This window comes from Citrobacter sp. On2M, assembly GCF_018035235.1.
Classification (GTDB): domain Bacteria; phylum Pseudomonadota; class Gammaproteobacteria; order Enterobacterales; family Enterobacteriaceae; genus Citrobacter; species Citrobacter meridianamericanus.
In genome coordinates this window covers 399199-413016 of record NZ_WPCV01000002.1, presented here as the reverse complement: position 1 = coordinate 413016, position 13818 = coordinate 399199, and the positions used below count along the sequence as shown (strand labels likewise).

Genomic DNA, 13818 nt, shown 5'->3' with positions numbered 1-13818 from the left:
GATAAACAGGCAGAGATATCAGTAAAAGGCATGACGATCAGCAAAAACCACATGATTCTCTGACTACCAGCGCAGGTGGCAGAATAATGCGTTTCGGTGGTTCGTCATTTCCCTGAATGCGGCTATAAAGCAGCTCTCCAGCCTTGCGACCAATCTCTTTTGCGGCCACTGAGACGGTAGTAAGCGCAGGTTGCACCAGCGCCGCTTCGGTGATGTCATCGAATCCCACCAGCGCAAAATCGCGCCCCGGTTCACGCCCCATTTTACGTAATGCCTGCATGACCCCAAGCGCTACGATGTCCTGATAACAAACGGCGGCGGTAATTTGCGGGAAACGCAGAAAAAGAGACTCCGCCGCTTTTGCGCCGTCAATTTGGCTGGCCTGCGTGGCGACTATCCATTCCGGATTCGGTGATATCCCCTGCTCCAGCAACGTGCTGGTGAAGCCACCGATACGCTGTGCCCGGCTACCTGAACTTGGGCTCCCCCCAATAAACGCAATATTCTTATGCCCCATTCTGACTAAATGAGTAGTGGCCATTTGCGTACCAAGAAAGTTATCCGTTCCCACAAAATCAAAATCAGGATCGCTGAGGGGGCGGACCACCATGATGGCAGGAATATTGCGCCTTTTCAGTGCTTCAAAAAAGGATGTCGGTGTTTCGCGCGCCGCGCAGAGCACCATCCCGCAGGCATTATTGCGCATTAATGAGTCGACAAATTTTTGCTGCCGTTCTCCTGACTCTTCGCTGTTTGCCAGAAACAGCAGCAGGTCATGCCGCTCCATCTCATGGCTTAGCCCTGCTGTCATCTCACCATAAAAAGGGTTAGTGATGTCGTGTAACAACAATCCAACCTGATTACTGCTCCGGTTACGCAGATTAGCAGCGGTTTGATTATAAACGTAGCCAGCATCGTCCAGCGCTTTAAGTACCCGGTCACGTGTTGCCTGAGAAATGCGTCCCCGGTTACGCAGCACCATTGAAACGGTTGCCGTGGACACTCCCGCGCGTTCAGCAACCTGCGCCAGCGTGACTGTGGTCATGACTTCTCCTGTTTTTTTCAAAGGTTAATCGAATAACCGAAATAATGCCTTTTTACGTGTGATTCACATCACGCCAGCGTGCTTTTCATCGCACTGGTTTCAGATTATGGCGGGTTAATCGCGTTAACCACACTATGAAAATAAGGTTAATCGATTAATCTTAAATAAGCCAACACGGAGACAGAAAATGCATACAACTTATAATAAATTCCCTGAGGTTACCGTTCAGGGCTATGACAACCACGCCTGGCAGGGGTGGTCGTCGATCCATTCAGTGCTTAACGCCAGAGTTTCTGATGCAGCAAAAACCGTATTGATCGTCGATTGCTATCCGGGCGTGCGGCTTGACGAGCTGGAGCAACAGCTCGTTACGACGTTAGATGCCGCACTGGTGCTGAATATTGAATCCGCCCGCCGCGATGAGCAGGCCCTGCATCATTTACTGGCGCGCAACCTGACCGACGATCGCGTATTTGGTGTTCTCTCCTGCCACCATCTGGATGAGTTTTTTGATAGCAATAAACTCCGCCAGCTCCGCCAACAAATTGATGCCGTTACCGAAGGGCTTGTCGTGGTGTACGGCTCTGGCGCTGCGCTGGCACATTCTGGTGACATACTGGTTTATGCCGATCTTCCCCGTTGGGAAATTCAACAGCGTATGCGCCATGACGGGCTGGGAAACTGGGGGGCAGAAAACCAGGATGAAGATATTCTTCGTCGTTACAAACGTGCTTTTTTCATTGAATGGCGGGTATTCGACAGACACAAAACACCGTTACTCAAACGCGCCGATTATTTGCTTGATACCACGGTAGAAAGTAATCCCGCGATGGTCAGCGGTGACGCGCTACGCGCTGGCCTGCAACAAACAACCGAACAACCGTTTCGCGTTGCCCCTTTCTTTGACCCTGGCGTCTGGGGCGGCCAATGGATGAAACAACACTTCGATCTCGATCCCTCAGCCCCCAATTACGCGTGGTGTTTTGATTGCGTGCCCGAGGAAAACAGCCTGTTACTGCGTTTTGGCAACGTGCGGATCGAGATCCCTTCTCAGGACCTGGTATTAACTTATCCGCGCCCCCTGCTGGGTGAAAAAGTTCACGCGCGCTTTGGCGCGGAATTCCCGATCCGTTTTGACTTCCTTGACACCATTGGCGGGCAGAATTTGAGCTTCCAGGTTCATCCGCTCACCGAATACATACAGCAGCAGTTTGGTATGCACTATACCCAGGATGAGAGCTATTACATTCTCGAAGCCGAACCGGGGGCCGTGGTGTATCTCGGGACAAAAACTGGGATCGCACCGCAGGATATGCTCGATGATCTCCGGGCCGCAGGACGTGGCGAAAAAATCTTTGATGATGAGCGATTCGTGAATCAGATCCCCGCGCATAAACATGATCACTTCCTGATCCCCGCCGGCACCGTACATTGCTCGGGAGCAGGAACCATGGTGCTGGAGATCAGCGCAACACCTTATATTTTCACCTTCAAGCTATGGGACTGGGGTCGTTTAGGCTTAGACGGCTTACCGCGCCCTGTGCATCTTGATCACGGTCAGCAGGTTATTGACTGGCAGCGCGACACGCAATGGGTGCACGACAACCTGATCAACCGTATTGAACCCATCGCTGAAGGTGACGGTTGGCGGGAAGAAAGAACCGGGATGCACGAACGCGAATTTATCGAAACGCGTCGCCACTGGTTTACGGCGCCCGTCACTCACCATACCCATGGCGGCGTCAACGTCCTGAACCTGGTCGAAGGCGCGCAGGCCGTTGTCGAAAGCCCGAACGGCGCATTTCCCCCGTTCGTCGTCAACTATGCAGAGACCTTTATCATCCCAGCCGCCGTAGGAGAGTATCGCATTTCGCCTTTTGGCAAAGGCATCGGTCAACAGCTCGCCACGATTAAAGCCTGGGTTAGAGGATAAGCGCATGATTAACGTTATTGTTGCCACCCATGGTCCCCTGGCGGAAGCGCTTCTCGCCAGCGGTCGTATGGTTTATGGAGAATTACCGCACGTTTTCCCCGTCACGCTGAGTGAACAGGCGGGTATTGAAGGGTTTAAACAGACGTTCACCCAGGTTCTCGCGAGTGCGGGAAAAGACGCTGACGGCGTTCTGGTGCTGTGTGACATGCAAAGCGGTACGCCGTGGAATGTCGCCTGCCATCATGCGTTTTCTGCACAAACGGTTCCTCCCGTTGCTGTCGTCGCGGGCGTTAATTTCCCGATGCTGTTACAAAGTGAGGAGATCTGCCATTTAACGGATGTTCATGCCGCAGCCGTCGAGCTGTTGGCGTTAACAGTACCCACGCTGATTAAAGCCGCCCCGGTTTTATCCGTTCAGTCCGACGATTTTTAAAGGAAACCATTATGAGTATTTCTTTTGTACGTATCGATGACCGCGTAATTCATGGGCAGCTCGTGACACGTTGGGCCAAAGAGCTGCCCTGTGACGGGATTGTCGCTATAGACGACGCCGTCGCGGCCGACCCTCTGCTCTCCTCGGTGATGAAAGGCGCCGTACAGGACACTAAAGTCTGGTTATTTGATACGGCTACCGCGATTGAAAAATTGCCGAAAGTCATTGCCAGCGAAAAGCGTTATTTCGTCATTGGCAAATCTCCCGTCACGCTCAAGCGCATTGAAGAAGCGGGTATCAGCCTGAAAAATGCCAACGGCAAGATTAATGTGGGTCCAATGAGTGCTCGTGCTGATACTACCACCATCGGCCCGAATCAGTCGGTCAACGGGGATGAAATTGCCGCCTTTGACTGGCTGACGCAGCATGGACATCTGGTTGAGTTTCGCCTGGTTCCTGATGCCAGTAGCTACAGCTGGCAGGACGCACGCCAGAAGCTGAAATAAGGAGCGTACGATGATTATCGAAGCTACGTTGATTGGCATACTTTGCTATCTCGGCGCCCTCAGCAGCCCCTGGCTTCTGGGACTGACCGGCGGCTGGTATCTGATCACCCGCCCACTGATTTCCGGAATGTTGGTCGGGATTATCCTCGGCGACATTAAAACCGGAATCATGATTGGCGTCGCGGTTCAGGCAGTGTATATCGCGATGGTAACGCCCGGCGGTTCGATGCCGGCCGATCTCAACTTTGTTGCTTACCCGGCAATTGCTTTAGGTATCCTTTCAGGAAAAGGCCCCGAGGTTGCGGTCGCGCTGGCAGCCACCATCGGTATAGCCGGAACCATTTTGTTTAACGCGATGATGGTACTGAATTCCTTCTGGAATCACCGGGCAGATGTGGCGCTGGAACGAGGCGACGAACGCGGTATTTACCTGAACAGCGCCATCTGGCCACAGGTAACAAACTTTGTCCTGCGTTTTGTACCGACCTTTATTGCCGTCTACTTTGGGGCGCAATACATCAGCGGTTTTATGGACAGTTTGCCGAAAATGGTCTTGTCGACGATGAACGTACTGGGCGGCATTTTACCCGCCGTCGGGATCGCGATTTTGCTGAAACAGATCATCAAAAACTACACCATGTTGATCTACTTTCTCGTGGGTTTTGTCTGCATCGTCTTTTTAAAACTCAACATGGTCGCGCTGGTGATCGTCGGTTCGCTGTTGGCGTTGATCCATTACAACTACAAACCGGAACCACAGCAGACCGCGAATGCAAAGTCGGTTGTGGATGATGATGAGGATGAATTCTGATGGAAGAACGTACACTTACGCGTAAAGATCTTCGCCGCTGCTGGCGTGCATGGATGATGCACAACTTGTCATCGATGAGCTTTGAACGTCTGGAATCTTTTGGCTTTTGTCTGAGCATGCTTCCGGTGGCAAAAAAACTCTATCCCGATCCAGCCCAACGTACTGAAATGCTGCGCCGCCACGCCTCGTTCTATAATACGGAACCTCAGATTGGCGCAATCGTAAATGGCATGGTGCTGGGGCTGGAGGAGAAAAAAGCGAACGGTGAGCCGATCGATGGCGAGACCATTAATACCCTGAAGGTTGGCCTGATGGGCCCGATCGCCGGGATCGGCGATTCCATGATCCCTGGGATGTTGATCCCTATCCTGCTCAGTATCGGCATGGCCCTGGCGGCCGGCGGTAACATTCTGGGACCGCTGTTTTATACCGTTGCCTGGCTGGCCATCATCATTCCTGGTTCGTGGTTCCTGTTCCTGAAAGGTTACAAAATGGGATCTGGCTCGGTGGAAATGCTGGTGAGTAGCAAATCTGCCCGTCTGCGTGAAGCGTTATCGCTGCTGGGAGTATTTGTCATGGGAGGCGTAGCGGCAAGCTACGTGAAACTTGGCACCGGGCTGGAATTTATCACTAAAGATGGGGTGAACATTCACGTTCAGCAGATGCTGGACGGTATCTTCCCGCAGTTACTGCCGCTGGTTGTGGTGCTTGGCACCTGGTATCTGATGGCCAAGCGCGGTGTATCACCAGTGAAAGCGATGATTTTACTGCTGATTCTGGCCGCTCTTGGCGTCGCTACGGGCCTGTTTGCGGGTTAATACACAGAAAACATTACAACCGGGGCGATGCCCCGGTTTTTTATGGATGAAAGTTTTGCCACAGTTCGGGGTGTTTGTCCGGACGCGAGATAAATTGAAAGCGCGCTGGATCCTCGATGAATTGCTGGTAAACAGGCGCGGAAGTAATCGAGAACTCCGTATATTGCCGGGGCGTTACGGCCTGCAGTCGTCCGGGAATATAACGGGGATTATGCTGCCAGATAATGTTGTTGCCCTGCAGTAGCGGATACCATGCCAATCCTTTATGTGCACGCACGGCGTCGTACTCAAAACCATATTCACGATCGCACCACGCGCCAAAGGTTAATGGTACATCCGGGTCTGCGGAGATGGTCGCATGTCCCCAGCCGGGCGGTACCAGCACTTTCTCTCCCGGTCCGGCAATGACGGCAAAACACCGGCCAGGGTCATCCTCAACATATTCCTGCATATAAATGATCGCTTTTCCCTGCCAGATTTCGTAAAGCTCCGGCGGAGACCAGCCGCTGTGCTGACTGATACGATGAACATGTCCCTGACTACGCACCGGTTCTTTCCCCAACCTTCCCGCTGCATAGGTCACCACGCCAAACAGCAGCATCCGCTTTTTCAATTCTTCGCGATCCTGCATTCGCGCAACATCCATCGCAATGGCATACACCTCCTGCGGTCCTTCACAGTGCGGATCGCGCAGCGAGGCACGAATGTGATCGAGTTGACGAATCTCTGGCATCGGTCCGGTAACGTCGTCCCCATAGCTAAAACCAAGTGGGTGATGATGGACCGTCATATCCAGGCCGTAAGAATGTGCTAAGTCAGCCATTCTGTACCTCCTTCGCCTGGACCGTCTTATTCTCCTCAAAGACTCTTATTCTGAAGCCCCTGGTGAGCGCCGCATAATCATGACCCGCAATTCCTGGCCATACGGCGAGCGCCGACAGCACCTCTTCCCCGGTGTTGATTAACCGGTGCGCGGTAAAACCGGGGATGATGTGGACAGATCCGGCGAATACCTTTTCCAACCGCGCGTCGCCCTGTTCAGTCTGCAGCAACAGCAGGCCCTTGCCACGCAGGCCAAAATAGACTTCCCCCTGTTCGCGGCGCGCATGGAAATGCCCGCGAGTCATAAAATATTCGCAGCCAACCCGGCCAGGATAAAGATGAGTAACGCCGGTATAGAGTTCGCCTTCAGCGGGAGACGTATCCAGCATTTCAACGTCATACACAACCTGCTCGCCGGTCAACTGTTGACGGGCGATTTCATCGGCAAAAACGTCAGTAAGATCCTGAATACGGGTGGATTTACGCAATAATGGGCCATCGGCTAAAGCGCCGCTTGCCCACGCCACCTGCGGTGGCTGGATAACAGAAAGGTTCATATGTGTCTCCGGCCCGAGGAGAACAACAGCATCAGATTAGCAGATTAATCGATTAACCTGCTAATTCTGTCCGCATATTGCGGACCGGATCACAACCTCACGGGGCCAGCGCCAGTACCTCTGCCACCCACTGCTGAAATCCCTCAACGTCCAGCCCCAGCGCGACCTGCGCATTTGCCTGATGACCTAAACGTCCTTCAATGTCCACCACCGTCGTACCCGAGGTATACTCGCCCTGGGTTTCAACCGCCACGAAGCATGGTTGCAGGGTAAACAGCTCCGGGCGCACCAGCCAGGCAATAGCGCACAGATCGTGCATGCGCAGCCCCGTATTCATACTGCCACTACGGTAATGGCTGAACAGCGCGTGCAGCATTTTTCCCGTCTGGTTAAGCTGAGGCAACGTCGCCAGGTAGTCCGGGGCGAGCATGGCCTGATTAGTGACATCCAGCCCACACATCACAATCTCCAGCCCGCTCTGGAAGACTTTCGCGGCGGCCTCGGGGTCGATAGCAATATTAAACTCGGCGTTTGGCGTGAAGTTTCCGCGCCCGGCAGAACCGCCCATAATCACCAGGCGCTTAATGTTGAACACGCATTCAGGATAATGAGTCAGCAGCAGCGCAATATTTGTCAGGGGGCCAATTGCCACCAGCGTCATGGGCGGTGAGGCGTGCATCAGCACATCGCGAATGGCCTGGAAGGCGGGTTTTGCCATCGCGTGGCGGTCGTGCTCGACAAAATCATACCCTTCCATACCGGACTCACCGTGTACGGAAGCGGCATCACGCAGCGGTCGCACCAACGGCATTGATGCCCCCTGCGCCAGCGGAATATCCGCATTCCAAAAGTGCAGCAGTTGCAACGCATTACGGGTAGTTTTTTCCACCGACACATTGCCTGCGACAGTAGTCATCAGTTGCAGATCCAGCTCAGGGGCAAACAGCGCAGCGGCAATAGCGGCGGCATCATCAATGCCGGGATCGGTATCAAGAATGATCGGTAAGCGCATGGTTTCTCCATAAAAAAATGCCAGACGTTAAGTCTGGCATCTTCTCATAATCGTAACCTGAAAGACTTACTCTACTTCACGAACATCCACACGCAGCTCTTTCGGCACTTCGAAAACGATGTTTTCTTCACGGCCTTCCAGCGGAATAGCTTCCCCACCGCCAAGCTCCTGCAGACGAGCAATCACGTTTTGCACCAGGATATCCGGCGCTGAGGCTCCAGCCGTCACGCCCACGCACCTGGCTTCTTTCACCCATGCTTCCTGGATATCGGTCGCATCGTCAATCAAATACGCCGCTTTCCCCATTCGCTGGGCCAGTTCAGCCAGACGGTTGGAGTTAGAGGAGTTTTTCGAGCCGACCACCAGCACCACATCGGCCTGTTCCGCCAGCGCACGGACCGCTTCCTGACGGTTGGTGGTGGCATAACAGATATCATCTTTGCGCGGCCCGACAATTTTCGGGAAACGTTGGCGCAGTGCGTCAATGACGTCAGAGGTATCATCAACGGAGAGTGTGGTCTGCGTCATGAAGGATAATTTGCCTTCATTTTTCACATTCAGTTTCAGCACGTCTTCCGGTGATTCAACCAGGTACATTCCCCCTTGCGGGTTACTGTACTGACCCATCGTGCCTTCGACTTCCGGGTGACCGGCATGACCAATCAGAATCGACTCTTCGCCACGACGGCTGGCGCGGGCAACTTCCATATGCACTTTCGTTACCAGCGGACAGGTTGCATCAAAAACCGTGAGGTCGCGGCCTTTGGCTTCGTTACGCACCGCCTGAGACACGCCGTGGGCAGAGAAGATCAGGATCGCGCCATCCGGCACTTCGCTGATTTGCTCAATAAAAATGGCCCCGCGCTCGCGCAGGCTATCCACCACATAGCGGTTATGTACCACTTCATGACGGACATAAATCGGCGCGCCGTAAATAGCCAACGCGTTTTCGACAATGCTGATAGCGCGGTCTACGCCAGCGCAAAAACCGCGCGGGTTGGCCAACAGGATCTGCATTTTACGCCTCCAGTGCCGGTTCGACTTCCAGCACTTCAATATCAAAATGAACGGTATGCCCAGCCAGCGGATGGTTGAAATCGACCGTGATCGAGTCACCATTGATTTCGCGGATCACGCCTGGCATCTCACTGCCGTCCATTGCGGTAAAGAGCATGATAGCGCCAATTTCTGGCTCACCCGCGTCCATAAATTCCCGACGCGAGAAATACTGAATTAAGTCCGGACTTGACACGCCAAAGGCGGCATCCGGCTCCAGAGCAAAAGTGGTTTTATCGCCTTCTTTTAGCCCCAGCAGATGTTGCTCCAGCCCTTCAGACAGAGAACCGTCGCCCAGGCGAAACAGCGCAGGCTTGCCGTTATTGCGGGTTGACTCTGCGGTGGAGCCATCGTCGAGCTTAAGGGTGAAGTGCACCAGCACCGCACTGTTACTCTGTACTGATTTAGACATGCAGGTTGCTCTTTAAAATTGCTGCCGCCTGTCTGCCCGGTGGCGCTACGCTTACCGGGCCTACAAGGATCGCAGTAAATTGTCGGCCGGATTAGCATAGCGCCATCCGGCATTTTTTTATGCGGCTTTTTTCTCTTTCGACGGTAAGAAGCCTTCCAGAACAATCAATGCCGCACCGATACAGATCGCCGTATCGGCAAGGTTGAATGTCGCGAAATGCCAGTCACCAACGTAAAAGTCAATCATATCAACCACGAAACCGTGCCACAGGCGATCAAACAGATTGCCCAGCGCACCGCCAATGATTAACGCATACGCGATGTTATTTAGCTTCTGCGTCGCCTTTGAGCGATACATCATCACCATCAGAATGACACAAATTCCGATAGCGATACCGGCAAAGAACCAACGTTGCCAGCCACCGCTGTCAGCTAAGAAGCTAAACGCCGCGCCATAGTTACGCGCATAGTGCAGATTAAGCGATGGAAACAGCGACACCGTATCCCCCAGAGCAAAGTTCTGGAGGATCAGGTATTTGCTGCCTAAATCGATAATCAGCACGACTACCACCAGCCACAGCCAGCGTAGTCCTGTTGAACAAAGAGGCTTACTCATCAGGCAAACTTACGTTGTTCGCCATCACCGGCGATGTTGCTGACACAGCGTCCGCAGATATCTGCATGTTCCGCCACTTGGCCGACGTCGGTAGTGTAATGCCAGCAGCGCGGACATTTCTCACCTTCGGCTTTGCTCAGTACGATTTTCAGACCTTTGAGCAGTTCGCTCTGCTGAGCATCAGCAGGAGCCGCTGCAAAATCCGCAACCGTCGCACCAGAGGTCAGCAGAACAAAGCGCAACTCTTCGCCCAATGCGGTCAGTTTCGCCGCCAGTTCAGGTTCAGCGTACAGGGTCACTGCCGCTTCCAGAGAACCGCCGACTTTCTTATCCGCACGCGCCTGCTCGATGACCTTGTTCACTTCGCCACGCACTTTCAGCAGTTCGTCCCAGTAGGCATCGTTCATCGCTTCGGTTTCGCCTAAGCCAAACAGGCCTTCATACCACTCACCGGTGAAGACGTACTTCTCACGCTCGCCCGGCAGGTAACCCCAGATTTCATCTGCGGTGAAGGACATGATCGGCGCCATCCAGCGAACCAGGGCTTCTGCAATATGGAACAGCGCGGTCTGGCAGCTACGACGCGCCACACTGTCGGCTTTCGCGGTGTACTGGCGGTCTTTAATGATGTCGAGGTAGAACGAACCCATTTCTACGGAGCAGAAGCGCATCAGGCGCTGTACCACTTCGTGGAAGTCATAGGCTTCGTAAGCTTTCAGGATCTCTTCCTGCGCCGCTTGCGCGCAACCTACCGCCCAGCGATCCAGCACCACCATATCTTCCGGTTTCACCATATCTTTTACCGGATCGAACCCGTTCAGGTTCGCCAGCAGGAAGCGCGCGGTGTTACGGATACGACGATAGCTGTCGGCAGCACGTTTCAGGATTTCGTCAGAAACGGCCATTTCGCCGGTGTAGTCGGTTGAAGCGACCCATAGACGCAGAATATCCGCGCCCAGTTTGTTCATCACGTCCTGCGGAGAAACGGTATTGCCGATAGACTTGGACATTTTGCGCCCCTGCCCATCAACGGTGAAACCGTGGGTCAGTACCTGACGGTATGGCGCTTTGCCTTTCATGGCGGTGGAGATCATCAGAGATGACATGAACCAGCCGCGATGCTGGTCAGAACCTTCCAGATACATATCTGCCGCATGCCCTGCAAACTCAGGACGCACGTCTACGACGGATGAGTGGGTTGAACCAGAATCGAACCATACGTCCAGCGTATCCGGGACTTTGACATACTGGTCAGCTTCGTCGCCGAGAATATCTTTCGGATCGAGATCCCACCACGCCTGGATGCCGTCAACTTCAACGCGTTTGGCCACTTCTTCCATCAGTTCGATAGCGCGCGGATGCAGTTCTTCGGTGTCTTTGTGGACAAACAGAGACATCGGCACACCCCACGTACGCTGACGGGAGATACACCAGTCAGGACGGTTGGCAACCATCGATTCAATACGCGCCTGGCCCCAGTCCGGGATCCACTGCACGCCTTTGATCTCTTTTAGCGACTGCGCGCGCAGGCCTTTCTGATCCATGCTAACAAACCACTGCGGCGTTGCACGGAAGATGATCGGCGATTTGTGGCGCCAGCAGCATGGGTAGCTGTGCTGCATTTTTTCAACGTGCAGCAGCGCGCCTTTTTCGCTCAGCAGAGCGACAACAATATCGTTGGCTTTAAAAACGTTCACACCGTCCAGGGTCGGGTAGGTTCCCGCCAGGTAAGCGCCATCCGGACCCACCGGGTTCGCCACTTCCAGACCGTATTTTTGACCGATGACATAGTCGTCCGGGCCGTGGCCAGGCGCGGTATGTACCGCCCCGGTACCCGCATCCAGCGTAACGTGATCGCCCAGGATCGCCGGCACGTCAAAACCCATAAACGGGTGGGTAAAGCGCAACAGTTCCAGCTCAGCGCCTTTCACGGTGCCGAGAATGGTGTATTCAGCCGCGCCAATACGCTGCATGACGCTTTCAACCAGATCTTTCGCCAGAATCACGGCCTGACCGTCAATCTGTACCAGCGCATAGTCAAAATCAGGTGCCAGGGAGATTGCGCGGTTCGCTGGTAACGTCCACGGGGTGGTAGTCCAGATAACCAGTGAGATCGGGCCGTTGACGTCAGAAACGCCAAATTTCGCTTTCACCGCATCCTGATCGACAGCGTGGAACGCCACGTCGATGGACGGGGAGGTTTTGTCGTAATACTCAACTTCCGCTTCCGCCAGCGCGGAACGGCAGTCAACGCACCAGTGAACCGGCTTCGCACCTTTATGCAGATGACCGTTACCGATGATCTTACCCAGCGCGCGAATGATGTTGGCTTCGGTTTTGAAGTCCATGGTCAGGTACGGATGTGACCAGTCGCCCAGCACGCCAAGACGGATAAAGTCTTTACGCTGTCCGTCAACCTGCGTAGCGGCGTATTCACGGCACTTGGCGCGGAACTCAGCGGCGGTGAACTTCTCGCCCGGCTTGCCATATTCCTGCTCTACTTTGAGCTCGATAGGCAGACCGTGGCAGTCCCAGCCCGGAACGTACGGCGAGTCATAGCCCGTGAGTCCTTTGGACTTCACGATAATGTCTTTCAGAATCTTGTTAACCGAGTGACCAATATGAATGCTGCCATTCGCATAAGGAGGGCCATCATGCAGAATGAAGGTTTTTTTGCCTTTTTTGGCCGCACGAATGATGCCGTACAGGTCATCATCAGTCCAACGCGCCAGCATTCCCGGTTCACGCTTGGCGAGATCGCCGCGCATCGGGAACCCTGTTTCCGGCAAATTCAGGGTTGATTTATAGTCACTCATCAGATTCTCGGTTCCGTATTTAAAACTCGTATAGGCATTAAGCCGGTTTTGTTAGCCCAAAAAATTCGCGGGCAGTCAACTCATCACGCGCAATCTGCGCTTTTAGTTCATCCAGCGAGGCAAATCGCTGTTCGCTGCGTATTTTTTTACGCAGCACTACATCTATATGGCGACCATACAGGTCCATTACAACATCCAACAGATGCACTTCCAACTGTTGGCGTACGCCTGCTACCGTCGGACGGGTGCCGATGTTGGCGACGCCGGGGAAAGGTTTGTCACCCAGTCCCATCACTTCAACCGCATAAACCCCTTTCACTGGAGAAACCTGGCGACGAAGCGGTAAGTTTGCCGTCGGAAAACCGATCGTGCGCCCTAACTCGTCACCATGAACTACACGTCCTGAGATAGTAAAAGGATGCCCAAGCAGACTTTCGGCCAGTTGCAGGTTATCTTCTGCCAGTGCCTGACGGACCGCGGTGCTGCTGATGCGCACACCGCCCTCACAGAAGGTTTGGGTGCTGGTGATATCAAAACCATACTCAGCGCCCGCTTCCTGTAATAACAAGAAATCGCCCGCACGGCTAGCGCCAAAGCGGAAATCATCACCAACGGCAAGAAATTGTACACCAAGGCGATTAACCAGCAGATCGCTGATAAAGGTCTGCGCCGTTAATGCGGCAAAACGCCTGTCAAAACGCACGCACAGTACGTAATCCACGCCACATTCCGCCAGATAACGCAGTTTTTCCCGCAGACGAGTAAGGCGCGCAGGCGACTTGTCTGTCGCAAACAGCTCCAGCGGCTGCGGCTCGAAAATCATCACCATTACCGGTAAATTGCGCTTGCGCCCTTCTTCCCGTAACCCCTGCAGTAACGCACGGTGGCCCCGGTGCACGCCGTCGAAATTACCAATAGTCAGCACACACCCATGCGGGGCCTGACTGAGATTATGTATGCCTCGTATCAGCTTCATGTCTGG

14 protein-coding genes are annotated in these 13818 nt (G+C 53.9%); 5 read left to right on the top strand and 9 right to left on the bottom strand.

Features of this window, described 5'->3' with window-relative positions; all coding sequences use genetic code 11:
• Positions 1 to 37: 37 nt before the first annotated feature.
• Positions 38 to 1045: a LacI family DNA-binding transcriptional regulator gene (locus tag On2M_RS04210; protein ID WP_151216705.1), complete on the bottom strand. Its 1008-nt coding sequence runs from the start codon at positions 1043 to 1045 to the stop codon at positions 38 to 40.
• A 187-nt stretch (positions 1046 to 1232) separates the two neighbouring features.
• Between On2M_RS04210 and On2M_RS04205 the strand changes: the two genes are divergently transcribed.
• Genes On2M_RS04205 through On2M_RS04185 form a run of 5 tightly spaced genes read left to right on the top strand, consistent with a single transcriptional unit; the run spans position 1233 to position 5546 of the window.
• Positions 1233 to 2978 carry a class I mannose-6-phosphate isomerase gene (locus tag On2M_RS04205; protein ID WP_151216704.1) on the top strand — a complete coding sequence of 582 codons (1746 nt, stop codon included), beginning with the start codon at positions 1233 to 1235 and terminating at the stop codon, positions 2976 to 2978.
• 4 nt (positions 2979 to 2982) lie between these two features.
• Positions 2983 to 3411 carry a PTS fructose transporter subunit IIA gene (locus On2M_RS04200; protein WP_151216703.1) on the top strand — a complete coding sequence of 143 codons (429 nt, stop codon included), beginning with the start codon at positions 2983 to 2985 and terminating at the stop codon, positions 3409 to 3411.
• Positions 3412 to 3422: 11 nt separating this feature from the next.
• The gene (locus On2M_RS04195; protein ID WP_151216702.1) at positions 3423 to 3917 is read left to right on the top strand and encodes a PTS sugar transporter subunit IIB; all 495 of its coding nucleotides are present in this window, start codon (positions 3423 to 3425) and stop codon (positions 3915 to 3917) included.
• 10 nt (positions 3918 to 3927) lie between these two features.
• Positions 3928 to 4728 (top strand): PTS sugar transporter subunit IIC, encoded by an 801-nt coding sequence (locus tag On2M_RS04190; protein WP_151224535.1) that lies wholly within the window; start codon positions 3928 to 3930, stop codon positions 4726 to 4728.
• A complete protein-coding gene (locus On2M_RS04185) occupies positions 4728 to 5546 on the top strand; it encodes a PTS system mannose/fructose/sorbose family transporter subunit IID (protein WP_151216700.1) in 819 nt (272 codons plus the stop codon). The genes On2M_RS04190 and On2M_RS04185 overlap by 1 nt, the downstream gene beginning before the upstream one ends.
• Before the next feature lie 40 nt (positions 5547 to 5586).
• Here On2M_RS04185 and On2M_RS04180 read toward each other — a convergent pair whose 3' ends face one another.
• The 8 genes from On2M_RS04180 to ribF all read right to left on the bottom strand — a co-directional run bounded on the left by On2M_RS04180 (position 5587) and on the right by ribF (position 13812).
• Complete coding sequence (locus On2M_RS04180) at positions 5587 to 6369, bottom strand: glucose-6-phosphate isomerase family protein (protein WP_151216699.1); 783 nt, start codon at positions 6367 to 6369, stop codon at positions 5587 to 5589.
• A complete protein-coding gene (locus On2M_RS04175; RefSeq protein WP_151224534.1) occupies positions 6362 to 6925 on the bottom strand; it encodes a glucose-6-phosphate isomerase family protein in 564 nt (187 codons plus the stop codon). The genes On2M_RS04180 and On2M_RS04175 overlap by 8 nt, the downstream gene beginning before the upstream one ends.
• A 97-nt stretch (positions 6926 to 7022) precedes the next feature.
• Positions 7023 to 7937, bottom strand: coding sequence for a ribonucleoside hydrolase RihC (rihC, locus tag On2M_RS04170; RefSeq protein ID WP_210904418.1), 915 nt, complete (start codon positions 7935 to 7937; stop codon positions 7023 to 7025).
• Positions 7938 to 8003: 66 nt separating this feature from the next.
• Positions 8004 to 8954, bottom strand: coding sequence for a 4-hydroxy-3-methylbut-2-enyl diphosphate reductase (gene ispH / locus On2M_RS04165; RefSeq protein WP_151216696.1), 951 nt, complete (start codon positions 8952 to 8954; stop codon positions 8004 to 8006).
• Position 8955: 1 nt separating this feature from the next.
• A complete protein-coding gene (fkpB, locus tag On2M_RS04160) occupies positions 8956 to 9405 on the bottom strand; it encodes an FKBP-type peptidyl-prolyl cis-trans isomerase (RefSeq protein WP_003018929.1) in 450 nt (149 codons plus the stop codon).
• A 117-nt stretch (positions 9406 to 9522) separates the two neighbouring features.
• On the bottom strand, positions 9523 to 10020 hold the full coding sequence (gene lspA / locus On2M_RS04155) for a signal peptidase II (RefSeq protein ID WP_003018932.1): 498 nt from the start codon (positions 10018 to 10020) through the stop codon (positions 9523 to 9525).
• Complete coding sequence (gene ileS / locus On2M_RS04150; RefSeq protein ID WP_187253706.1) at positions 10020 to 12836, bottom strand: isoleucine--tRNA ligase; 2817 nt, start codon at positions 12834 to 12836, stop codon at positions 10020 to 10022. The genes lspA and ileS overlap by 1 nt, the downstream gene beginning before the upstream one ends.
• 37 nt (positions 12837 to 12873) lie before the next feature.
• Complete coding sequence (ribF, locus tag On2M_RS04145) at positions 12874 to 13812, bottom strand: bifunctional riboflavin kinase/FAD synthetase (protein ID WP_151216695.1); 939 nt, start codon at positions 13810 to 13812, stop codon at positions 12874 to 12876.
• Positions 13813 to 13818: the final 6 nt, after the last annotated feature.